At 67.5% G+C, this 22,274-nt stretch carries 19 protein-coding genes; 6 read left to right on the forward strand and 13 right to left on the reverse strand.

Features of this window, described 5'->3' with window-relative positions; translation table 11 throughout:
• Positions 1-28 precede the first annotated feature (28 nt).
• Positions 29-757 carry a DUF4191 domain-containing protein gene (locus tag JAP66_RS25055; protein ID WP_199434295.1) on the forward strand — a complete coding sequence of 243 codons (729 nt, stop codon included), beginning with the start codon at positions 29-31 and terminating at the stop codon, positions 755-757.
• 73 nt (positions 758-830) lie between these two features.
• On the opposite strand, the gene JAP66_RS25060 is transcribed toward JAP66_RS25055, so the two are convergent.
• Entirely contained in the window at positions 831-1,316 is a 486-nt protein-coding gene (locus JAP66_RS25060; protein WP_199434296.1) for an RDD family protein, read from the reverse strand.
• Between the two features lie 173 nt (positions 1,317-1,489).
• Here JAP66_RS25060 and glnA point away from each other — a divergent pair, with 173 nt between their 5' ends.
• Positions 1,490-2,914 (forward strand): type I glutamate--ammonia ligase, encoded by a 1,425-nt coding sequence (gene glnA / locus JAP66_RS25065; RefSeq protein WP_199434297.1) that lies wholly within the window; start codon positions 1,490-1,492, stop codon positions 2,912-2,914.
• A gap of 86 nt (positions 2,915-3,000) precedes the next feature.
• On the opposite strand, the gene JAP66_RS25070 is transcribed toward glnA, so the two are convergent.
• Both JAP66_RS25070 and JAP66_RS25075 read right to left on the reverse strand, forming a co-directional pair.
• Positions 3,001-4,014, reverse strand: coding sequence for an amidohydrolase family protein (locus tag JAP66_RS25070; RefSeq protein ID WP_199434298.1), 1,014 nt, complete (start codon positions 4,012-4,014; stop codon positions 3,001-3,003).
• A 3-nt stretch (positions 4,015-4,017) separates the two neighbouring features.
• Entirely contained in the window at positions 4,018-4,368 is a 351-nt protein-coding gene (locus tag JAP66_RS25075) for a cupin domain-containing protein (RefSeq protein WP_199434299.1), read from the reverse strand.
• 272 nt (positions 4,369-4,640) lie between these two features.
• On the opposite strand from JAP66_RS25075, the gene JAP66_RS25080 reads away from it, so the two are divergent.
• The gene (locus JAP66_RS25080) at positions 4,641-5,720 is read left to right on the forward strand and encodes a Gfo/Idh/MocA family protein (protein ID WP_199434300.1); all 1,080 of its coding nucleotides are present in this window, start codon (positions 4,641-4,643) and stop codon (positions 5,718-5,720) included.
• Positions 5,721-5,734: 14 nt separating this feature from the next.
• The gene (locus JAP66_RS25085; protein ID WP_199434301.1) at positions 5,735-8,404 is read left to right on the forward strand and encodes a molybdopterin cofactor-binding domain-containing protein; all 2,670 of its coding nucleotides are present in this window, start codon (positions 5,735-5,737) and stop codon (positions 8,402-8,404) included.
• A gap of 41 nt (positions 8,405-8,445) precedes the next feature.
• Here JAP66_RS25085 and JAP66_RS25090 read toward each other — a convergent pair whose 3' ends face one another.
• From JAP66_RS25090 to JAP66_RS25115, 6 genes are all read right to left on the reverse strand, one after another.
• The gene (locus JAP66_RS25090; protein ID WP_199434302.1) at positions 8,446-9,036 is read right to left on the reverse strand and encodes a carboxymuconolactone decarboxylase family protein; all 591 of its coding nucleotides are present in this window, start codon (positions 9,034-9,036) and stop codon (positions 8,446-8,448) included.
• Entirely contained in the window at positions 9,033-9,512 is a 480-nt protein-coding gene (locus JAP66_RS25095; protein WP_199434303.1) for a tripartite tricarboxylate transporter TctB family protein, read from the reverse strand. Before JAP66_RS25095 ends, JAP66_RS25090 begins: the two co-directional genes overlap by 4 nt.
• The gene (locus JAP66_RS25100) at positions 9,466-10,998 is read right to left on the reverse strand and encodes a tripartite tricarboxylate transporter permease (protein WP_199434304.1); all 1,533 of its coding nucleotides are present in this window, start codon (positions 10,996-10,998) and stop codon (positions 9,466-9,468) included. Before JAP66_RS25100 ends, JAP66_RS25095 begins: the two co-directional genes overlap by 47 nt.
• A 149-nt stretch (positions 10,999-11,147) precedes the next feature.
• On the reverse strand, positions 11,148-12,140 hold the full coding sequence (locus tag JAP66_RS25105; protein WP_199434305.1) for a Bug family tripartite tricarboxylate transporter substrate binding protein: 993 nt from the start codon (positions 12,138-12,140) through the stop codon (positions 11,148-11,150).
• 428 nt (positions 12,141-12,568) lie between these two features.
• Complete coding sequence (locus JAP66_RS25110) at positions 12,569-12,904, reverse strand: cupin domain-containing protein (RefSeq protein WP_199434306.1); 336 nt, start codon at positions 12,902-12,904, stop codon at positions 12,569-12,571.
• 94 nt (positions 12,905-12,998) lie between these two features.
• A complete protein-coding gene (locus JAP66_RS25115) occupies positions 12,999-14,723 on the reverse strand; it encodes a CocE/NonD family hydrolase (RefSeq protein WP_199434307.1) in 1,725 nt (574 codons plus the stop codon).
• A gap of 271 nt (positions 14,724-14,994) precedes the next feature.
• Here JAP66_RS25115 and JAP66_RS25120 point away from each other — a divergent pair, with 271 nt between their 5' ends.
• Positions 14,995-16,260 carry a LeuA family protein gene (locus tag JAP66_RS25120; protein WP_199434308.1) on the forward strand — a complete coding sequence of 422 codons (1,266 nt, stop codon included), beginning with the start codon at positions 14,995-14,997 and terminating at the stop codon, positions 16,258-16,260.
• A gap of 48 nt (positions 16,261-16,308) precedes the next feature.
• A complete protein-coding gene (locus tag JAP66_RS25125) occupies positions 16,309-17,496 on the forward strand; it encodes an MFS transporter (RefSeq protein WP_235999416.1) in 1,188 nt (395 codons plus the stop codon).
• Positions 17,497-17,508: 12 nt separating this feature from the next.
• Here JAP66_RS25125 and JAP66_RS25130 read toward each other — a convergent pair whose 3' ends face one another.
• The 4 genes from JAP66_RS25130 to JAP66_RS25145 form a co-directional block, all read right to left on the reverse strand.
• Complete coding sequence (locus tag JAP66_RS25130; RefSeq protein WP_199434310.1) at positions 17,509-18,837, reverse strand: molybdopterin-binding protein; 1,329 nt, start codon at positions 18,835-18,837, stop codon at positions 17,509-17,511.
• Positions 18,838-18,859: 22 nt separating this feature from the next.
• Positions 18,860-19,993, reverse strand: coding sequence for a Gfo/Idh/MocA family protein (locus JAP66_RS25135; protein ID WP_199434311.1), 1,134 nt, complete (start codon positions 19,991-19,993; stop codon positions 18,860-18,862).
• 36 nt (positions 19,994-20,029) lie between these two features.
• Entirely contained in the window at positions 20,030-20,989 is a 960-nt protein-coding gene (locus JAP66_RS25140; RefSeq protein ID WP_199434312.1) for a C-terminal binding protein, read from the reverse strand.
• 190 nt (positions 20,990-21,179) lie between these two features.
• Positions 21,180-22,253 carry an Ldh family oxidoreductase gene (locus JAP66_RS25145; RefSeq protein ID WP_199434313.1) on the reverse strand — a complete coding sequence of 358 codons (1,074 nt, stop codon included), beginning with the start codon at positions 22,251-22,253 and terminating at the stop codon, positions 21,180-21,182.
• Positions 22,254-22,274: the final 21 nt, after the last annotated feature.

The following is a 22,274-nucleotide window of genomic DNA, read 5'->3' on the forward strand; positions in this document are numbered from 1 at the left end:
CTGGCCACCCGGCCGTATCCTGGTCGGCATGGCGGGAAAGCAGGACAAGGAAGCTGCTAAGCAGGCCAAGAAGGAGAAGCGCGCGCAGAGCAAGGCCAAGCGCGGGCAGATCTTCCAGGCGTTCAAAATGCAGCGCAAGGAAGACAAGGCACTCATCCCCTGGATGCTGGGCTCTTTCGTGGTCGTCGCGGGCGCGGTGTTCGGGATCGGCTGGCTCTTCGCCATCCAGTGGTTGCTGCTGCCGATCGGCCTCATGCTCGGGCTGCTTGCCGCCGTGATCATCTTCGGCCGCCGGGTCCAGAAGACCGTGTACAGCAAGGCCGACGGTCAGCCGGGTGCCGCCGCGTGGGCACTGGACAACCTGCGCGGCAAGTGGCGGGTGACGCAGACCGTGGCCGCGACGACCCAGCTCGACGCGGTGCACCGCGTACTCGGCGGGCCCGGCGTCGTGCTGGTGGCCGAGGGCGCGCCGCACCGGGTGAAGGGCCTGCTCGCGCAGGAGAAGAAGCGGATCTCCAGGCTCGTCGGCGACACGCCGATCTACGACCTCGTCATCGGCCACGAGGAGGGCCAGGTGCCGCTGCGCAAGCTGCAGAGCCACCTGGCGAAGCTGCCGCGCAACCTCAAGCCCAAGCAGGTCGACGCGCTGGAGGCCAAGCTGGCGGCGCTGGGCAACCGAGGCGCCGCGATGCCGAAGGGGCCGACGCCGCAGGGCGCCAAGATGCGTAACGTGCAGCGCACCATCCGCCGCCGCTGACCATCCTCCGCCGGACTTGGCCGGCGGCGGCATGACGGCCCCGTCGGCATGGCCTCGCCGCCAGGGCGGACGGTCAGCGCATCCGGACGACGACGGTGCCGGTCGCCCGGTCGTGCCAGCCACGGTTGTCGGCGTTGCGCACCGCCGCCGGGATGATGAGGAAGGTGAGCACGGCGCGCACGAGCGCGCGCCACACGCCCACCATGCTGCGGCCGTCGAGCCTCGCCACCCGCACGCCGCACACCGCCATGCCCGGGGTGAAGCCGAAGACGGCCGCGGGAACCGCGGTGATCGCCACCCACATCACCAGTGACCAGATGTTGAACTGCTGCATCACGCCGGGGTCGGCGAACTCCGGCCGGATGAACAGGGAGGTCAGCAGCGACGCGAGCAGCAGGTCCACGACCAGGCCGAGAAAGCGGCGGCCGCTTCCGGCCACGGCGCCAACGCCGTCCTCCGGCAGCCGGAGATGCTCGCCGGGCCAGCGCGGCGGCTCGCTGTCGGCCGCGGCACGCGCGGTCGCGGGTGAGGAGAGCCACTCGCCGGTCCATCTAGCCACCCGAACAGGGTATGTGGCTGGCGCGGAGGCCGCCCGCCCTGGTCGACCAACCGGCATCCACCAACCCGTTAACGTCGGCGAAACATACGGGTGACGGTCGGGCAACACCGCGCTCTTAGCGTTAGCCGAAGAGAGTACTGCCGCCGGCAACGAACACAAAGGAGTCACCGAGGGTGTCCACTACTCCAGACGATGTCCAGCGTCTCATCGCCGATGAGGACGTGCAATTTGTCGACGTGAGGTTCTGTGACCTGCCGGGTGTCATGCAGCACTTCACCGTCCCCGCCAAGGCTTTCGACGCGGACGCCTTCGACGAGGGCCTTGCCTTCGACGGGTCCTCGGTGCGTGGGTTCCAGTCGATCCACGAGTCGGACATGCTGCTGCTTCCGGACGCGGCCACGGCGCGCATCGACCCGTTCCGCAAGCACAAGACGCTGTCGCTGAACTTCTTCGTGCACGACCCGTTCACGCGTGAGCCCTACAGCCGGGATCCGCGGAACATCGCGCGCAAGGCCGAGCAGTACGTTGCCGAGTCCGGCATCGCCGACACCGTCTTCTTCGGGCCGGAGGCCGAGTTCTACACGTTCGACTCGGTGCGTTTCGACTCCACCGAGAACAGCTCCTTCCACGAGATCGACTCGGTCGAGGGCTGGTGGAACACCGGCCGCGACGAGGAGGGCGGCAACAAGGGCTACAAGACCAGGTACAAGGGCGGCTACTTCCCCGTGCCGCCGGTCGACCACTTCGCCGACCTGCGGGACGAGATCTCCAAGAAGCTCATGGAGTCGGGCTTCGAGCTCGAGCGAGCCCACCACGAGGTCGGCACTGCCGGTCAGGCGGAGATCAACTACAAGTTCAACACGCTGTTGCACGCTGCCGACGACCTGCAGCTGTTCAAGTACATCGTGAAGAACACCGCGTTCGAGGCGGGCAAGTCGGCCACCTTCATGCCGAAGCCGCTGTTCGGTGACAACGGCTCGGGGATGCACTGCCACCAGTCGCTGTGGAAGGACGGCGACCCGCTGTTCTACGACGAGTCGGGTTACGCCGGCCTTTCCGACATGGCCCGCCACTACATCGGCGGCATCCTCACCCACGCGCCGAGCCTGCTCGCCTTCACCAACCCGACGGTGAACTCGTACCACCGGCTCGTCCCGGGCTTCGAGGCGCCGGTCAGCCTGGTGTACTCGCAGCGCAACCGCTCGGCGTGCGTGCGTATCCCGATCACCGGCAACAACGCCAAGGCCAAGCGCATCGAGTTCCGCTGCCCGGACTCGTCCGGCAACCCGTACCTGGCGTTCGCCGCGATGATGATGGCCGGCCTCGACGGCATCAAGAACAAGATCGAGCCGCCGGAGCCGATCGACAAGGACCTCTACGAGCTGCCGCCCGAGGAGGCCAAGAGCGTCAAGCTCGTCCCGGGCGACCTCGGGTCGGTGCTGGACTCGCTCGAAGCCGACCACGAGTTCCTGCTCGAGGGTGGTGTCTTCACGCCGGACGTGATCGAGACCTGGATCGCGTTCAAGCGGGAGCACGAGATCGACCCGCTGCGGCTGCGCCCGCACCCTTACGAGTTCGCGCTGTACTACGACGTATAGAAAACGGCTGGCTGAGCAGCACCGATGCGGCAGATGCGCCGCCTGGCGAGAGAGCCGGGAGGAGTGTCACCTCCCGGCTCTCTCGGTCAGGAGATGCCGAGGAGCCGGGCCGCGTTGCCCCCGCTGACGAGGTCGACCTCGGCCTGCGGCATCCCCTCCCTGCCGAGGAACGCCAGCGGGTCGTCCTCGCCCATGTCGTAGGGATAGTCGGTACCGAGGAGGATGCGATCGGCGCCGTACTTGTCGATCAGGAATCTCAGTTGGTCGGTCTCGAACACCATCGTGTCGAAGTAGAACCGACCGAGGTAGCTACTCGGCGGATGCGGAACTCCCTCGCTGACATCCTCTCGGGCCCGCCAGCCGTGGTCGATCCTGCCCGCGTATGCCGGCAGGTATCCCCCGCCGTGCACGACCACGATCTTCAGGTCCGGGTAGCGCTCCATGACACCGTCGAAGATCAGGTGCGCCTGGGCAAGTGTGGCTTCGAATGCGTGGCCGATGATGTTGACGAAGTTGTGACCCTGGAGCCGATCGGGGTGGGTCGCGCCCTGGGTATGGATCACCACGACGGCACCCAGCGCTTCCACCTCGGCCCAGAACGGGTCGAGCCGCGCGGCGGAGATCTCCTCGCCCTCCACATGCGTGCCGATCTCTATACCGCGCATCCCGAGCTCATGGACCAGGTACCGCAACTCCTGCACCGCTGCGTCGACATCCTGCAGCGGCACGGAACCCAGGGGGACGAAGCGGCCCGGACGCCTGATCGTCGCCTCCACGAGCTCTTCGTTCATCAGGCGTGACACCTTCGCGCCGAGGTCCGCGTCAGCCCAGTAGTAGAACTGGTAGACGGCAGGAGCCACGGCCTGGATGTCCACGCCCATCATGTCCATGTCGGCGATCCGGACATCGAGGTCGTCCATCTTCGGCCTGATCGCTGCAAGCTGGCGCTCGTTCACCCTGCGCGTCGTGGCGTTCCCGTGCCCGAGGGCCACCTTTCCGGCGGCGATCGACGCCTGCTGCATGAACTGGGTCGCGGGGGCGCACTCACGGTGGCAGTGGATGTCGACGACGGGGCCGTCGCTACGGCGTGGCCTGCTCATGCTCTACACCAGCTCGCCGGTCTTGTCGTAGTTCGGATCGACGAGCAGCTTGAACGACAGCGCCGTCGTGGCTTCCTTGGCCACGGCCCGGTGCGGCACGTTGGAGGGATGGTAGCTGGCCTGGCCGGGACGGACCTCGTAGACCTGCTCGCCGAGGGTGACCTCGAAGACGCCGTCGAGCACGTAGAGGATCTGTTCCTCGGGGTGCTGGTGCATCTCCGCACCCTTGCCGGCATCGAAACGGATCTTCGTCAGCTCCATCATGTCGCTGCGAAGGACCTGCCCACGCCCGGTGGAGTAATGGCCGGCGACCAGGTTGTCCGCGTCCCGCTCATCGAAAGTTACCAGCCCCACGTGATGACTCCTTTTCCGGTGACGACGTTGGGCGCTGCAGAAGACTGCCGGCGCTCGCCCACCTTTACGCGCGTCGAGTTTGTCGCGGATTTTATACGATGCATGGTGCACCGTCAACCGCGCATCCGGTCTCTGCGACGTTCCGATCGGTCCGGCCACCAGGGCGCTTCGAAAGACACAGGTGTGCCAGTGAGAGTAAAGTCCTATACTTTACAGATTCGCACAGATGTAGTGCAGTAGGCACGGAAAGCTGGTCGAGGAAGGGAACAGGCGTGGAACGTATCAACGTAGGCGTCATCGGCACCGGCTGGTGCGGAGGGATCCGGGCCCGCACCGCCGCGGGCAGTGCTCTCGTCGGCGAGCTCCACCTGTGCGAGACGAACTCGGAGCGGTTGTCCGAAGTGGCCTCACAGACCGATGCCACGTCTGCTACCGCGGACTACGAGTCGTTGATCCGCAACCCCGACGTGCACGCGGTGATGATCTCCGCCACGCCCGAGACCACGCACTATCCGATGGCCCGCGCCGCTCTGACGGCAGGCAAGCACGTGCTGTTGGAGAAGCCACTTGCGCTCACCCTCGACGAGGCCGACGAGCTCGTGACCCTGGCGGAGAAGAACGGGTTGAAGTTCACCATCGGCTACTCGCAACGCTTCAACTCCAAGCAGGCGCTGGTGAAGAGGAGTATCGACGACGGCACTCTCGGGATACCCGTCAGTGGCCTTGTGAGCCGGCACATCACACGGAAGCTCGGCGACAAGATCGGCGGCCGGATCAAGTTGTCACCGGCCGCGATGGAGGCCACCCACGACATCGACTTCCTGCTCTGGTGCATGGAGCCGGCGAAGCCGGTGCGGGTTTACGCCCAGGCGGTCGAGCGGGTCATGAAGGACAAGTACGACGTCGCCGACTGCATGTCCATCGTCGTCACCCTGGACAACGGCGTGGTACTGACGATCGGCGCCGGCTGGGTCCTGCCGCCCGGCTACCCCAACTTCTCCTCGACCTGGATCGAGGTCGTCGGCAGCGAGGGAGCGCTCATCATCGACGACACCCACCGCGACACTGTCCTCAACACGATGTCGGACGGCATGATGCTGCCCCTGTCGACCATGCCCGGTGAGGAGGTGGAGCACGTTTTCGCCGGCCCGATGCACGCCGAGACCCTGCACTTCCTCGAGGCCGTGGCCCGCGACCGGCCGGTACTCGTGACCCCGAGGCAAGCACGGCAGGCGATGGAGGTCTACATCGCCGCTGACCTCTCCGCGGAGACGAACCAGTCGGTGACGCTCCCGCTGGACACCATCCAGCAGTCGGAGGCGCTCGCCCTGGCCGGGCTCGTCACGCGCTGAGCTGAGCGCACGCGATGAGCGAAGAGCATCCAGAGATCACGCTGGAGGTCAACGGGCATCGACACCGGTTGCGGGTGCGGCCCACGACTCCGCTGATGTACGTGCTGCGCAACGACCTCGGGCACAAGGGCGTACGAACCGGCTGCTCCATCGGCGAGTGCGGCGCGTGCCGTGTCCTCATCGACGGCGCGTCCGTCCAGTCCTGCCTGACGCCGGTCTCGGAGGTCGCCGGGTCCAGCGTCACCACGCCCGAAGGCCTCGGTGGCCCGGAGAGCCCTCATCCAGTGCAGCAGGCCTTCCTCGACGAGCAGGCGGGCCAGTGCGGCTACTGCGTCAACGGCATGATCGTGAGCGTCGCCGCCCGTATCGATCAAGAACCCGCACCCAGCGCCGAGGACCTGCGCGACACCCTTGATGAGCACTTGTGCCGCTGTGGCACCCACGCAAGGATGCTGCGGGCCGCGGCCCGGTCGGCCGGCCTTCCGTGCGACGCGGGCAGGGGTAGCGCCGACGAGCCGGACGAGAATCCTGGCCACGGTGCCGACGGGCCGATGGATCTCGAGCTCCCGGCCGCGGTACACCGGGACCCACAGATTCGGCGTTGGGTAGAGCTGCGCGAGGACGGGGACGTGCTGTGCTATCCCGGCAAGGTTGAGCTCGGGCAGGGCACCAGGACCGCCTTCAGGCAGATAGTGGCCAGCCAGCTGGGCCTGCCCGTCGAGAAGGTCCATGCCTGTCCTACCGCGACCGACCGTTCCCCCGACCAGGGGCAGACATCAGGCAGCTTCTCGATGGAGCACGGCGGCGAGGCCCTGGCCATGGCTGCGGCCGCCTTGCGACGGGTACTCGTCGCGAGAGCCGCGCGACAGCTGGACGCTGCCCGGGAGGGGATCGAGCTCGACGCCGACGGAGTGCTCGACGCCGCCACGGGACGACGGCTCTCGCTGGCGGAGCTGGCGGCGCTGGGACCGGTGGAGGAGCCTATCGAGCCGTCCGATCGACCCGACTGGGATGCACCCGTGCTCGGGCAACCGGTCGCGCGCGACGACCTTCGCGTCAAGCTCACCGGGGCTCCCGCCTACGTCCAGGACATGACCATGCCGGGCATGGTTCACGCGAGGACCGTCCTTCCACCCGCGTACGACGACGTACCCACCCGGTTCGACATCGACGCCTCCCGCAGCCTTTCCGGTGTGCTCGACGTCGTGCAGGACGGGCGGCTCATCCTGGTGGTGACCGAGCGCGAGGACCAGGCCGTGCGCGCCCAGGCCCGCCTCAATGCGCAGATCAGCTGGCAGCGCGGGCGTGACATCGACGAGCACGATACCGAACGCCTCTTGCGCAGCCTGCCCGTCGAAGAGTACGTGCACCGCCGCGACGACAACGTCCGGGAGCGACTGAGCTCGGCGCGCATTCATCAAGCGTCATACGCCAAGCCCTACCAGGCCCACGGACCGATGGCCCCCTCTGCGGCGCTCGCGGTCATGGAGGGCGATCTCCTGACGGTGTGGACGCACAGCCAGGGCGTGTATCCGCTGCGTCGGGAGATGGCCGCCTTTCTCGACATGGACGAGGAGCAAATCGTCGTCCGGCACGCGGACGGGCCCGGCTGCTACGGGATGAACTGCGCCGACGATGCTGCCATGTTCGCCGCCGTCGCGGCGCGTGCCGTCCCGGGTCGCCCCGTCCGCTTCCAGTTCTCCATGCCGGAAGAGTTCGGCTGGGACGCGTACGGACCCGGAATGGTCGGTGACCTCGAGGCTGCGCTCGGCGACGACGGATCCATCCAGGCATGGCACTACCGGGTGATCTCCGACTCGCACAGCACCAGGCCGAACGGTGACGGAGATCGGTTGATGGCCGCGTGGCTGAGCTCGCGGGACGCCGAGCGACCGTGGGCAGGCCTGGGTGAACCGTCTGCCCGCAACGCCTTGCCCCTGTACGACGTCCCGGCCATGGACATCACCTCGCACGGTGTGCGCGGCCCGTTGCGTACCGGCCCGCTGCGCTCGCTGGGTGCGTTCTTCAACGTGTTCGCCACGGAGTCCTTCATCGACGAGCTGGCCGAGCGCGCAGGGGCTGACCCCGTCGCCTTTCGCCTGGCGCACCTGCGTGACGAGCGGGCGATCCGGGTGCTCGAGGCTGCCGCCGAGCGCGCCGGCTGGCAGCCGCACGTCGGGCCGAGCGGTCGAGGCCTAGGTGTCGCGTTCGCCCGGTACAAAGACACCAAGGCATACGTCGCCGAAGTCGCGGAGGTGGAAGTGGACACCGAGCGCGCCGACTTCCGTGTCACCCGCCTGGTGGCCGTGTGCGACGCAGGAACAGTCGTCAATCGCGATGGTCTTCGTAACCAGCTCGAAGGCGGGCTCATCCAGGGGCTCAGCCGCACCCTGCACGAGGAGCTGAGCCTGGCGGAGGACGGTGTTCGCGAGCGGGACTGGACGACGTACCCGACCCTGCGCTTCGCCGGGGTCCCGGAGCTCGACGTCACCGTCCTGGATCGGCCTGGCCTGCCTCCGCTGGGTGCGGGCGAGGTGAGCACTCCTCCGGTGCCGGCAGCGGTGGCCAACGCCATCGACGACGCGATCGGGGTCCGGCTGCGGAAGCTCCCCCTGACAGTCGGCAGCCTCGAGAGCCGCCTGATGGAGATGGACGAACAGGAGTCGAGTCGGGTGCTCCTCTGAGCAGTGCGAGACGTGGCTCAGCGTATGGCTCAGCGCAGTCCTCAGTCGCTCGCCGGTGCGCGCACGTCGGCCGCGGCGAGCACACCGGCCAGCAACTGGTAGTAGCCTACGAGCACGGCGATCTCGACCAGCCCCTCATGGCCATGATCGGCGGAAACCTCCGCATGGACGGAGTCGTCGACGACGTGGTCCCGCAGGAGCGCGTGCGCCAACCGCAGCGCCGAGCGCTCCGCTGCCGACAGCCCTGCGAGCAACGCGCCGTTGCGCAGGCCGTCGAGTTCCGTACTACTGATGCCCACCTCGAGGGCCATCCGGCGGTGGGCGTACCACTCGTAATCGGAGTCGACCTCAGCGGCCACCGCGCAGATGACCAGTTCGCGAGTGCGCGCCGGCAGCGTCCCCTCGAAGCGAAGCGCGACACCGAGGCGTTGCACCTGCGTCGCGAGCGCGGGAACGTACATTAGCGCGTTGAACGGCCCGGTCAGGTGACCGGCCTCGTCGACGATCGGCAAGGGTCCGCCACCGCGCGGGCCGTTCGCGATGGCCTCGTAGACGGCGCGCTGCTCGGGTGTCAGGCTCTCGGGCGCAAGCAGCGGGAACCGGTGGCGCGCGGTAGACATCGTGCGCGTCATCCCTGCGGAAGGGCAACGAAGAACAACTGGGTGAACACCAGATACGCCCCCACACATGCCGCGAGCGCGATGACGGAGGACACGAGTGCCGTCCGCCAGTTCCTGGTGGCACTCAGGAAGACCGACGCCAGTGCGAGCATGAAGAAGCTGGGCACCCAGAAGCCCACCAACGCAATCGAAACGGCGTACACCACCGCTCCGGCAGCGAAGATCACCACGCCCATCGCAGCCGCCGGCATCCGCAGATCCGAGGGCCGCCCCTGAACTACCTTCCAGACACCGGATACCACCAGCATGACGGCGACAGCGAAGAGCGTGTACGTCAGGACGCGCGGAAAGATCCAGTTCCGTATATCGTCTCCCATCTGCGAGAGGGAGACCAAGCCCAGCGTCGCCAGCACCGCGGCACCGGCGAGGTCGGCGTTGGGCCTAAACAGACGTCCCGGCATCGCCGCTGGGTGCGTTGTGGACTTCATGTGCATCCTTCTTCCTATCCCTTTGCCTCTGGTAGACAGACCAGCCCACCGAGAACGCCGTCAGCGCGATGAGCACGATGCTCACGGTGGAACCGAGGAACACGTCCGTCATGGACGACGCCTCGGAAAGGGCCAACGACTGCACCAGGGCCGGCTCGACGATCGGCCCGAGAATCAGGCCCAGTCCGATCGGCCCGGCATGGAACCCGATCTTCGAGACCAGGTAGCAGAAGACCCCGAGGCCGATCATGAAGTAGACGTCCAGCATGTAGTTGCGAATCGCGAACGACCCGATGACCGAGAAGAAGAGGATGATAGGTGCCAGCATCCGTACGGGGATGCTGATCATCCGAACCAGACCGCGGGACAGAACCATGCCGAAGGCGAAGGTGGCGACGCCGGCCAGGATGATCGCCCAGGCGAAGCTGTAGACGAGTGTGGAGTCTGTCGCGAAGAGGGTCGGACCCGGGCGCAGGCCCTGCAACAGCAGAGCACCCAGGATGACCGCGGCCGGCGCAGAGCCGGGGACCCCGAGGATCATCATCGGCACCATCGAGCCACCGGCGGCCGCGTTCCCCGCGGTCTCCGAGGCTGTCACACCTTCGATCGCCCCTTTGCCGAAGCGCTTCCTGTCCTTGCTCCACCGGACCGCTTCGTTGTAGGAGAGCAAGGAGGCCACCGGACTTCCGGCTCCCGGAAGGATGCCGACGAACGTGCCCAGCAGGCCGGACCGCATGAGGTGCCATGGCTTGGTCATCACTGCCTTGACGGCTTCGAGTGCCTCACCACGCCGTGGCGAGTACTCGGCGACGTACTCCTTCTCCCGCCGGCGCAGGACCATGTCCAGGACCTGCGGCAGCGCGAAGACTCCGATCAGGGCCGCCACTAGGCTTACGCCACCCTCGAGCTCACCGAAGCCGAAGGTGTACCGGCTCTCAGCACCTGTCTTGCTGAGCCCGACGGTCCCGATGAGCATGCCGATCGCGCCACCCGCGATCCCCTTGATCATCGAGTTTCCAGCGATGCTCGCGATGATCGTGACGGCGAAGACGCCGACCCAGAAGAACTCCGGTGGCCCGAAGGTCAAGGCGACGTCGGCCAGCGGCCCTGACAGGAACAAGAAGCAAAAGCCGCCGATGAACGTGCCGACCATGGCACTGAAGCACGACGCGACAAGTGCGGTGCGACCCTTGCCCTGGAGGGTCATTTTGAACCCGTCCAAGGCTGTCGCCATGGCGGAGGGAGTGCCGGGGGTGTTGATCATGCAGGCCGGTACCGAGTCGGCGAACATGGCCGCGACGTACAGCGCGCCCAGCATCGCCAGAGCCGCTGTGGGCTCCATGGTGAAGGTAAACGGCAGCAGGAGGGCAGTCCCCATCGTGGCCGTGAAGCCCGGGAGGGCGCCCATGATGATGCCCCCCACCACACCGATGCATATCACCAGAAGCACGTCCGGCGAAAGCGCCGCCATGAGTCCTTCGAGCATCTAGGTCTCCCATCTTGGCCAGCCCCCTCACGCCCGGCCGCTGATCTTCTCGAGTGGACGACTGTGTCGTCTTGGTCCACGTGCACGGAGCCATCGCCCGCGCTGATCTGTCGGCGACAGGCGATGGCTTTTCGCCTGGCTGATGGAACCTACTGCTCCACCAGGTCGCGTGCCGTGTCCAGGTTCTTCTCGACGAACGCTTCCGCCTCGGCGGGCGTCTGGTGCAGGGGCGTCAGCGCGTCCTTGCGCATCTCCTCCTCGGTCGCCTTGACCGCCTCGTTGAGCGCCTTGTTGAGCTTCTGCACGATGGGTTCGGGTGTTCCCGGAGGTGCCGCTGCTCCCCATGAGGTCTGCAGCAGGATCCCCTTGTATCCCGCGGAGTCGAAGGTCGGGATGCCGGGGAGTGCCGGCGAGGGGTCGGTTCCCGAGATCGCCAGCGCCCGAAGAGTGTCGGGGTTCTCGAGGACATGGGACGCCCCGAAGAAGGCGGCGTCGACATGGCCGCCTACCAGCTGGGGGATCATGCCGCCCACACCACCGGAGACGGGCACGAACGTGATGTCGATGTCGGCGGCCTCCGCGACCTGGCGGATCAGGGTCTTGCCCTCGTTGCCGACGCCGGCCACGGTGACGTCGCCGGGATTCTCCTTGGCCCTCGAGATCAACTGCTCGAGGTTGTCGAACTCGCTGTCCTTGGCCACGACGAGAGCGTTCGGTGTCGTCTCGGTCCAGGCGAGGTAGGACAGCTCCTGTGCCTTGAACCCGATACCGCCCTCCAGGTCGAGGACCAGAATGTTCGGGATGACGACGTTGCCGATGGTGTAGCCGTCGGGTTCCGCCTTCACCAGCTGCTGCCAGCCGACCGCTCCGTCGCCTCCGGTCTGGTAGACGACGTTGATCTTCTGGCCAAGGGCCTCCTCCACATGAGGCTGCAGGCGCCGTACCTGCGCATCAGAGCCGCCGCCAGGCTCGTAAGGCACGATCCAGGTGATCGGTTTCGACGGGAAGTCTTCCGCGCCACCGGCAGACGCGTCGTCGCTGCCGCTTCCCGCACTCCCGCAGGCCGCGGTGAGCAACGCGAAGACGGCCACCAACGCGCCCATACTCCTGGTGCCCTTGCGTGAGAACATCTCGTGCGCCATCCCTTCAGCTCAGCGTCACGTTTCTGAACTTGGTGACACGGAGGCGACCCGCCGAACCGGCCGCGCAGCGCTCGGGATCCCGCGCGCTTTCCGCACGACCCACCAGCCCGCCGCCGATGCGCTGTCCGCATCAGCACGGCATGTCATAACCTGCATCCTGTAAGATGTTGGCTTTGAGTGTCAAGGGTCACAAAGCATCGAGACTGATTCGTGGTGGCGAGGAGGTGCCCGGCGTGGACCCGGGGCCACCCATGTCGACGCCGGCCATCTCGGAAGTCGGCACCGCGTCACGCAGGTGGGCCGCTCACCCACCGAGCGACCAGTTCCCGGTGGCCGGCTTACCGAGGGAACCGCGGGATCGGGTGTGCGTCGCGAATGTATTAACCGGCCTCGCGAGCGGCTTCGCGGCTACGAAGGCCCGGCACCACTCAGATTCTGTGCCCGACGCCGCCAAGCACGCTCTTGCAGCTGAGCACCTCGGTGTCGGCGAGCGCGGTGACCCCGTGCGGCACGTTCGGCGGGGCGTGGAAGCCGGAACCGGCCTCGAGCACTGCCTCCTCGTCGCCGAGGTTCACCCGCAGCTTGCCCTTGAGGATCACCACGATCTGCTCGTGCGGGTGCTGGTGGCGCTCGGCGCCCTCGCCACTCTTGAAGCTGAGTCGGCCGACCTCAATGGACTCGCCTGTCGCCAGCTCCCCGTACGCCGTCGAGTGCTTCGGCGTGACGTACTCCTTCTCCACCTCGTCATAGTGAATGAATGGCATCTGTGCACACTCCTCTTGTCGGTGACTCGGTCCCACTGACCGACTCAGCGCTTTGGACCGACCCGGGGCGGCCTGGTCGCCAGGAAGCCTCGCGTCATGACTCCTGCTGACGCGGGATCACCGGCAGCAGCAGGTAGGACTGGCGCCCTCCTCCGGTGTGCACGGTGAGGTTGCCCGCGAACGTGTCCGCTGGTCGGTCCCTCGCGTCGTCGTGCACGAAGGGCCCGCAACCGCGCAGCTCGTTGGCGAAGTGGCCCAGGCGAGCCCCCTCGAGGCCGTGGTCGTAGTCGCGGCCGGCGATGGTCAGCGCGATCCGGTACCCGGCGGGAATGACCAGACTGGTGGGCCAGATCTCGATGTCGAGGCAGTAGGGCTCACCCGGGGTGAGTGGCTGTGACTCGGCGTGCGTGTGCACAGGGCGTTCCGGCGTGCTGAGGCGCTCGTCGAGCTTGCGGTGGGACGCGCGCAACCAGCCTTGGGCGATCGGTGTGCGCGGGTCGATGGCTCCTTGGAAGTGCACCTCCTCACCGTCTGGGTCGAAGACGCGGAGCGTGGCGAAGACGTCGGCGTCCGTCGTCGACGATGAGACGAAGACACGCGCGGCGACGGGCCCGGTCACCTCGGTCTCCTGTTCAAGCGCCGGCGCGGTGAAGGTGACCCCTTGGCCGGCCATGTCGACACTGTGGCTCGCTGGCGGCGCCGACGGATCGTCGGTGAGTGTGAGTTCCTTCGCGTCGAGGTAAGCGCGGGTCCACTGGGTGCGCGCCAGCGGCCACTCCGACTCCGCGCGGTCCTCGAACCCGTCCAAGGTACGCACACGCAGGATGACAGGCGGTCGGCGGTCCCAGCCGTTGTCCTCGCCCTTGAGGAAGTGGTCCAGAAACTGCCGCTGCAACGTCACGCCGTACTCGGTGTAGTACTCGGTCCAGTGCTCGAGCCCGTGCAGCTCCAACCACTTGTGCTCGGACGCCGCCCGAACGAAGCCCTCGATGTTGCCGCGCAGATGGAGGCCCTGACCACCCCAGTTGCCGGCGGACAGGAAGGGCACGGTGATCCGTGACCAGTCCGGCGAGCGCTCGCGGTGGTAGGCATCGTCGAGCGGGTGAGCAAGAATCTCGTCACCGAACTCCACGCGGTTCGCGGCCAACTCCTCCTCCGAGAGGGTGGCGTCACCGCAGACCGGTTGGCCGGTGAACCGGCTCGTCGGACCGCGTTCCCCGCGACCGTGTTGCACGGACTTGACCTGGATCCGGTACCAGTGGTGGAAGAAGGTGCAGTAGATGCCCCCGTGGTAGCTCATGTCGCGATAGAAGTCGGCGGCACCCTCCCAGGGGATCATGCAGGTGAGATGGGGCGGCTGGAGAGCGGCAACGTGCCACTGATTGATGGCGTAGTACGAGATACCGCTCAACGCGACTTTTCCGCTGCTCCAGGGTTGGACGCCGGCCCACTCGACGCACTCGTAGAGGTCCCTGGTCTCACGTGCCGAGAAAGGGTCGATCACTCCGGGTGACCGACCGGCGCCGCGGGAGTCGACCCGAACACACACGTAGCCGTGGGGAACCCACTTCTCCGGGTCGGCGACCTCCCAGTTCTGGTAGCGGTTGCTCGAGCCCGCCGCTACGTCGGGGTGGTTCTCGACCATGATGTCCCATGCCGAACCGTAACCGTCCTGGAAGGCCAGACCCTTCCCGTACGGTCCGTAGCTCAGCAGGACCGGATACGGGCCGTCCCCTTCCGGCCGGAACACGTCGGCGCGCAGCGTGAGGCCGTCGTCAACGGTGATCGGCACATCCCAGTCGATCTGCATCTGGCTCATCCTGCGCGCTCCCGAATGTACGGCGATGTACGGCTCAGCGATGGGATTGCACTCTACATGATATGTGGTTTGTGTTCGGCCTCGACAAGAAGCCCTTCAGAGTAGATCGCCACCGGCGGATCATACATGTTACACTATATCTCCGCTTGTGGAGACCATTTTGGTCCGGTTGGCCGGCGCCGACAGCGCTCTGCCGCATTTGTGCGCAAGCGTGTTTCGGAGTGCGGCGATGTCGAGGTCCGGCCGGCGACCCGGGATTGAGGAGAAACGAATGGCCAACCAGCAGACGCCCTGGAAGACCGACCACTGGTTCACCAGCCCGTGGAACCACGACAGCGAGGTGTCTTCGGGTTACCGGTTCCCGGAACAGATCCAGATCCACGACGTGACCCTGCGCGATGGCGAACAGCAGTCCGGGGTGGTGTTCACCCTTGACGAGAAGATCCGGATCGCCGAGTCACTCGCAGAGGCAGGAGTGCACCGCATCGAGGCGGGCTTGCCCGCGGTGTCGACGGAGGACGAGAAGGCCGTGCGGGCCATCGCCGGACGTGGTCTCCCCGCCGAGGTGTACGCGTTCTCGCGCTGCATGCTCGACGACGCGAAGCGCGCCGTCGACTGTGGCGTCAGTGGCGTCGTGATGGAGATCCCCTCCAGCCGGCACCTGATCGAGCTCGGTTACCGATGGAGCGTCGAGCGCGCGATCGAGCTCTCGGTCGAGGCCACCAACTACGCCCACGAGCAGGGCCTCAAGGTCGCCTTCTTCCCCATCGACGCCACTCGGGCCGAGCTGGGCGACTACCTGGATCTCATGGAGCGGGTGGCCACCGACGGGCACATGGACTCCTTCGTCCTGGTCGACACCTTTGGCGTGCTTGCGCCGCACGCGGTGCAGCGCTTCGCGGAGGTGACACGGGAGCGCCTCCAGGTCCCGCTCGAGACACACTTCCACATGGACTACAGCCTCGGCGTGGCCAACAGCCTGCTGGCGGCAGCCTCAGGTGCCAGCGTCATCCAGACGACGATCGCCGGTCTGGGCGAGCGGGCCGGCAACACGCCCATGGAGGAAACCGTCATGGCCCTGCTGACCCTCTACAACCGGGACATCGGCATCAAGACCGAGCAGCTGACCTCGATCGCGCGCACGGTGGGCGAGATCTCCGGTGTTCAGCAGCCGAGCAACCGCCCGGTGACCGGCGAGCGGCTCTTCGACATCGAGTCCGGGATCATTGCCACCTGGTTCCGCAACTCACGCGACCAGGACATGACCGAGTCGGTGCCGTTCCTACCGTCCCTGGTCGGACAGGACGGTCCGGAGATCGTCTACGGCAAGGGCAGCGGGGTGGACTCGGTCACCGAGGCCCTGGAGCAACTGGGACTCGAGGCAACCGCCGACCAGCACATGGCCATTCTCGAAGAGCTCAAGACGGTTGCGATCGCCAAGCACGGGCTGCTCGACCTCGACGAGGTCGCACAGATTGCCCGCAAGGTCCTGGACCCGCAGGCGCAGAGCCCGGTCCACGGTGCCGGACCTTCCTGAGGACCTGGACGGGCCGGACAGGCACGCCACCTACCGCCCGACATCGGGATGACTCCGTCCCAGGCCTCCTCCGCAGGAGCCAGGGGAGGGGGAAAGCGGCACGCGGCCAGCGCGCTGGCATGCACCATCGTCGGCGTGCTCCCGTCCGCCCTTCTGGGCGGCCTCGCGCCGCTGATCCGTGCCGACCTGAACATCCCCGCCTGGTGGATCGGTGTCGGTGTCGCCATCGCCTTCGGCACCGCGGCACTCGCCTCGGTGCCGGGAGGCCGGCTCGCCGACCGGCTCGGTTCGCGCAGGTCGCTGTGGATCGGTGTCACGCTCAGCGCCGTCTCCCTCTTCGGCATCGGGTTCCTCGTACAGGACTGGCTCCTCCTCGGGGTGTTTCTGGGCCTGGGTGGAGTGAGCAACGCGATCATCCAGCCTGCGGCAAACCTGGCCCTCGCGCGAGGGATCCCGGCCGGCCGCCGCGGCCTCGCCTTCGGACTCAAGCAAGCGGCCATCCCGACAGCCGCCGCCCTCGGCGGCTTCGCCGTTCCGCTCGTGGGCGTCACGTTCGGCTGGCGCGCGGCGTTCCTGGGCGGTGGCCTGCTGGCCGTGTTCGCGGCCACGCTGCCGGGACCGGCCGCTTCCTCCTCGACACAGCCGCGCGGCGCACGTCCCTCGTTCACCGTGCCACCGTCGTTGCGGCTGCTCACCGGGGGGATCGGCCTCGCAAGCGCCGCCGCGAACGCGATGGCCGCCTACCTGGTCGAGTCCGCAACCGCAGCCGGATGGGACGCGGCCGCGGCCGGCTTGTTCCTCGGCGCGGGAAGCGTCCTGGGAATCGTCAGCCGCATCGTGGTCGGCTGGCTGACCGACCTGATGACGTCCGGCTGGCTTCGGCTCGTCACGGCCATGATGCTTGTCGGTGCCGTCGGCTTCGGCTTCCTGGCCTTCCTCGAGATACCCGTGTTCCTCGCCGTCGGCGTCGCACTGGGGTTCGCCGCCGGCTGGGGACACAACGGGCTCTTCCTGTACGCGGTCGTGCGGCTGCACCCCGAGGCACCGGCCGCCGCGACCGGAATGACACAGGTGGGCGCGTTCGGCGGCCCGGTTGTCGGGCCACCGCTTTTCGGCTTGATCGCGACGACCGTCTCATACTCCTGGGCTTGGGGCGCCACGGCGCTGATGAGTGCCCTTGCCGCGCTGTTCATCCACCTCGCGCGCCGGCAGGTCCTGCGCGAGCGAGTCCGGTGAACCCGGCCGTTCTCACGAGCCGGCCGACGCCTGCGAGCGCCATGCCGCCAGCTGGCCGCGGAGCGATCCCAGCGCGAAGGCGACGCCTTGGGCCCGCCTCATCTCACGATCCGCGGCCGGCAGGATCCGTTCCTCGACGTGTACCGACCCGTCCGGGCGCGCGACCCCACTCGTTGCCGTGCCGGCCGGCAGATGCCGCGTTGGCTCGCAGTCGTCACCGACACCGACAACCGCGATCGCGAAGTCCGCGCCGGCACGTCGCTGCACCGCACGGCTCAAGGCCTCGGCCGTCTGCCGGCCGGCCGCTCCGGCCTCTGGCGACATCCGCCCGGCGTCGCCGAGGATGTCACGCCGCATCGCGGGAGTCCGGACGACGTAGCCTCCCCTCAGATGGGCGGATGCCGAGCTCACGGACGAGAGCGTGGCAGCGAGCCGCCCACCGGTGAACGTTTCCACCGTGGCGACCGATACGTCGGAAGACACGATCAACTGCCCGACTTCCTCCTCGAGCCTGCGGTCGTCGACACTCGTGACAGCTTCGCCCAGCAGCTCGGCGGCTTCCCGCAGGAGCGGCTCGGCGCGGTTGCGAGCGGTCTCCGGATCCGGTCCGGTGACGCTGAGCCGGACGAGGACCTCGTCCTCGTTCGCGAGAAGACCGAGCTCGACCCAGTGCTCCGGGGCCTCGGGACGGTTTCTCGCCTCGCTGACGCGGTCGACGACGGGTCTCAACGCCTCGCCGACGCCCGATTCCCCCAGGCCGGTCACGCGCAGAGTCCGGGTGATCCGCACCGATCCACCGGAAAGCCGCACGACCTCGGGCAGTACCACCCGCTCCGCGAGCTCCCGGTACTCCCACGGCACTCCCGGCAGGACGTGCACCCGCACCACGTCACCGCCGCAAGCGGCATCGAGTGAGAATCCCGCCGCCGTACCTCGCGGAGTGTGCACCTCGGCCGTCGCCGGCACGTCGGCCTGCCGCAGCGCTTCCACCGGCATGGTGCGGCCGAGCCGCTCGTAGACCCGCTCGAGATGCACGACCAGCTCGTCGTGACGCTCCAGGCCGACACCGGCGAAGTCGGCCACCGCGTCGCGGGTGAGGTCGTCGAACGTGGGTCCCAACCCGCCGCCGACCACGAGGACGTCGCAGCGCTCGGCGAGCCAGCGCAGCGCCTCCACGAGCCGGTCGCGGTCGTCGCCCACCACGAGCATCGCCGACACGCTGCCATCGGTCTCGGCGACCCGGCGTGCGAGCCAGGCGGCGTTGGAGTCGGCGACATGGCCCATGACGAGCTCGGAGCCGACCGAACAGATCGCCACCCGCAAGTTCTCGCCCCTCGGCATGTCGGCCATTGTCGCGCGCTGCTCAGTCGATGAGCAGCGCCGCCGGGTCCGGCATGAGCTCGACCGGCTTGCCGATGCGGGCAGACTTGTCCATCGCCATCGTGACCAGGAGGTTCCGGTGACCGTCGGCCGCGGTGGCGTGGTGCGTCGGCCGGCCGGAGAGAACCCGGTTGAACCACGTCATGGTTTCCTCGCGCATGGGTCCCCAGAAGCCGATCGAAGTGTCGTCACCGAACGGTTTGCTTCCCAGGAAGTCGACATGCCGCGGAATCGGGGTGTCGTAGTCGTTCGGCGCGTAGCCCACCGACGCACTCTGCCCCACCTCGGAGGCGAGGACGAGGTCGCGGTGGGTGTCCTCGATATCGAGCGCACCAGAGGTTCCGACGATGCCGATCTGCAGGCCGTAGACGGCACCGGGCCACGTCGCGGGTAGCGCCCAGCTGATGTTCATGCTCCACAGCGAGCCGTCGGCCAGGGTGAAGATCGCGAGCGTGTTGTCCTTTGTGCCGTACTCACCGAGCACCCGGTCACCCGACTTGGCGTAGACCTCCACGGGCTGCTTGCCCTCGATACCCTCCAGGAGCCACAGGCAGGCGTCGAGGCTGTGGGTGCCCGACACCACCATCGGGGTCAGGTTCCGGTGCTCCTTGGTCCGCGCCAGTGTCGCGATCGGCACCATCCTGTTCATGAACGCGCGCGTGACGACCGTGGTCACATCGCCGATGGCACCTTCCAGGATCCGCTGGCGAGAGGTGATGAACCGACGCCGGAACCGCTGCGTGTAGCCGACGACAGCGTCGACGCCATGGTCCTCGATCGCCTTCAGCACGCGGGCTGACTCCACCGGGTCGGTGGCCAGCGGCTTCTCGATGAACAGGCGGTGTCCGTGCTCGGCGCCGGCGAGGATGGGCTCGACATGCCAGTTCTCGTCCGTCGCCACGATCACCGCGTCGACCTCGGGCCGCTCGACCAGATCGTGGAAGTCGTCCGTGTGGAAGTCGGCTGCCGTGTCCTTGGCCAGGCCCTCGCGGGCACGCTCGTCGATGTCGCAGACGCCCAGCCATCCGAGCCCTGGGTGCTCGCGTGCCAGCTCCGCCCGTACCCTGCCGATGGTGCCACACCCGATGACGGCAAGCCCGAACTCGTCCTTCGCCATGATCTCCCTTCCGGAGTTCGCCTCGAGCGCCCGAGGTCAGTTGACCCTGTAGTCCAGCGGCCGGCCGGTCAGAGTGTTGATCACCTGCGTCGTGGCCTTGAGTTGCGACTCCTGCAGGGCTTCTTCCGAGTAGAAGGCCATGTGCGGGGTCACCAACATCCCCGGCACCATCAACCGTCCCGTGTCCTCGGGGGGCTCGGGGTCGACGACGTCGAGGCCCGCGCCGCGCAGAGTTCCGGACTTCAGTGCGAAAATCAAGGCGTCCAGGTCGACCAGGGGCCCTCTGGAGGTGTTCACCAGAACGGCGTGCGAGGGCATGCGTTCGAGCTGCTCCCGGCCGATCAGGCCCCGAGTCTCCGGCGTCAGCGGGCAGTGCAGCGATACAGCGTCCACAGAGGACAGTAGCTCTTCGAGCCCGTCCACGAAGGACACGTGCTCGTCCGCCGTCGCCCGCGCCTGGTCGCTCAGAAAGGGATCGAAGACCACGCAGCGGACCCCCAGCGGGGGCAGCGAGCGTGCCAGTCGCTGAGCGATCCGGCCGAAGCCCACCAGACCCACCGTGACCTCGGAGAGCCGGCGGATCGGACGCGTGCGCCCGATGTTCCACTCTCCGGCCCGAACCGTCTCCACCCCCTCCGGGAGTCGGCGCAGCAGCGCGAGCAGCAACGTGAGGGTGTGCGCCGCGACCTCCTCCACCGAGTAGTCGGGGACATTGGTGACGGCGATGTCGGCCGAGGCGGCCGCCTCCAGGTCGATGTTGTCCACCCCGATCCCGTAGCGTGCGACCACCTGGCACCGCTTGAGACTGGAGACGAAATCCGCGTCGATCGGCAGGTAGGTGTTCAGCAACGCGTCCGCGTCCTGCGCGACCGTGAGGACCTCTTCGCGGCCGCCACTGGCCACGACGAGCTCGGCGTCGATCTCCGCGAGCATCTCGCGCTCGATGTCAACTGTCGGGAACACCTGGTCGGTGACCACGACTCGGTACGTGCTCATCCTCGCCTCCTGCCAGCCACGTCGACCCGCCGTGCCGCCCCGCTGCCGCGCTGCCCTCGAAATCTGTCGAGAGCCGACACCAGCCAGGTTTGATAGAATGCATCCTACGTGACCCTACAACGGGTCCCGCCCTATGTCACTCGTCCGGGCGCCCGTCTTCCAGACCGAGCGGGCATGCACTCCGGCGCGTTCAGGCACCATCCGATGTCGCCGCAGGAAAGGGATGGTCTGTGATGCCGAGCCGTTCGGCCAGCTCGCGAAGCCGATTCGCGGTGCCGGGCGGCAGCGTCAGACCGTGCTCGGCCGCCGCACGCTGCCGCCGGGGCATCTGGTCGCCGGGAACACGGACCGGCGGCTGCCCCGGCATGGGTGTCGACGAGCGCAGCTCGCGGATCCGCTCGTCCATCTCCACCTTGAACGCCTCGAGCGGCTGGAACAGGTCCGGCCGCACCATCACCAGTGTCTGCCCCGTGTTGGTCGGCGTGTCGTGATCCTGCGTGAAGTCGACGACCCGGCTTCCGAACGCGGCCCCGTTGAGCACGCCGGCGAGCATGCCGATCACCAGCCCCAGCCCGTAGCCCTTGTAGCCGCCGATCGGCACCAGAAAGCCCTCGCCGCTTCGGTTCGGATCGGTCAGCGGGGCACCGGTCCGGTCGACCATCCAGCCTTCGGGGAGCGTTTCTCCCTGATCCCGGGCGATCTTGATGCGGCCGTACGAAACCACCGTCGTAGCCATGTCCAGCACGATCGGCGCCTCGAGCCCCGCGGGGATCGCCACCGCCAACGGGTTTGTGCTCAGCAACGGATCGGTCCCGCCCCAAGGAGGAAGATGGTTCGAACTTCCGACCGCGAGGTAGACCCCGATCAAGTCGTGCTCCAGGGCCATCGACGCGTACACGCCCGCCGCGCCGGCATGGTTCGAACCCCGTACCCCGACCCACGCGACTCCGTGCTCCGCCGCCTTCTTGATCGCGATGTCGGCGGCCCGAGTCAGAACGACCTGCCCGATACCGTTGTCCCCCTCGACGAGCGCGCTGACCGGCGTCTCATGCGTCGCACGGATATCCGGCCGGACGTTGTACCCGCCGGCCTGGAGCCTCGCGACGTACTGGGGAAGGCGAAAGACTCCGTGCCCGCTCATACCGCGCACGTCGGCGTCGAGCATCCGGCGAGCTGCGACCTCGGCGTCGTCGAAGGGTACGCCGTGCTGTTGCAGGACGAGCCGAACGAACGCCAGCAGCTTCGAGACCGGGTACCGGGTCACTGTGCGACCTACTCCGCGTGT

Origin of the sequence: Qaidamihabitans albus (assembly GCF_016464705.1) — a bacterium.
GTDB lineage: Bacteria > Actinomycetota > Actinomycetes > Mycobacteriales > Pseudonocardiaceae > Qaidamihabitans > Qaidamihabitans albus.

Bases quoted from the DNA above. Each gene is read 5' to 3' on its own strand.
- JAP66_RS25055 (WP_199434295.1), top strand. From the start codon at position 29: ATGGCGGGAAAGCAGGACAAGGAAGCTGCTAAGCAGGCCAAGAAGGAG.
- JAP66_RS25070 (WP_199434298.1), bottom strand. From the start codon at position 4,014: ATGAGCAGGCCACGCCGTAGCGACGGCCCCGTCGTCGACATCCACTGC.
- JAP66_RS25085 (WP_199434301.1), top strand. From the start codon at position 5,735: ATGAGCGAAGAGCATCCAGAGATCACGCTGGAGGTCAACGGGCATCGA.
- JAP66_RS25090 (WP_199434302.1), bottom strand. From the start codon at position 9,036: ATGACGCGCACGATGTCTACCGCGCGCCACCGGTTCCCGCTGCTTGCG.
- JAP66_RS25095 (WP_199434303.1), bottom strand. From the start codon at position 9,512: ATGAAGTCCACAACGCACCCAGCGGCGATGCCGGGACGTCTGTTTAGG.
- JAP66_RS25100 (WP_199434304.1), bottom strand. From the start codon at position 10,998: ATGCTCGAAGGACTCATGGCGGCGCTTTCGCCGGACGTGCTTCTGGTG.
- JAP66_RS25105 (WP_199434305.1), bottom strand. From the start codon at position 12,140: ATGGCGCACGAGATGTTCTCACGCAAGGGCACCAGGAGTATGGGCGCG.
- JAP66_RS25110 (WP_199434306.1), bottom strand. From the start codon at position 12,904: ATGCCATTCATTCACTATGACGAGGTGGAGAAGGAGTACGTCACGCCG.
- JAP66_RS25115 (WP_199434307.1), bottom strand. From the start codon at position 14,723: ATGAGCCAGATGCAGATCGACTGGGATGTGCCGATCACCGTTGACGAC.
- JAP66_RS25120 (WP_199434308.1), top strand. From the start codon at position 14,995: ATGGCCAACCAGCAGACGCCCTGGAAGACCGACCACTGGTTCACCAGC.
- JAP66_RS25125 (WP_235999416.1), top strand. From the start codon at position 16,309: ATGACTCCGTCCCAGGCCTCCTCCGCAGGAGCCAGGGGAGGGGGAAAG.
- JAP66_RS25130 (WP_199434310.1), bottom strand. From the start codon at position 18,837: ATGCCGAGGGGCGAGAACTTGCGGGTGGCGATCTGTTCGGTCGGCTCC.
- JAP66_RS25135 (WP_199434311.1), bottom strand. From the start codon at position 19,993: ATGGCGAAGGACGAGTTCGGGCTTGCCGTCATCGGGTGTGGCACCATC.
- JAP66_RS25140 (WP_199434312.1), bottom strand. From the start codon at position 20,989: ATGAGCACGTACCGAGTCGTGGTCACCGACCAGGTGTTCCCGACAGTT.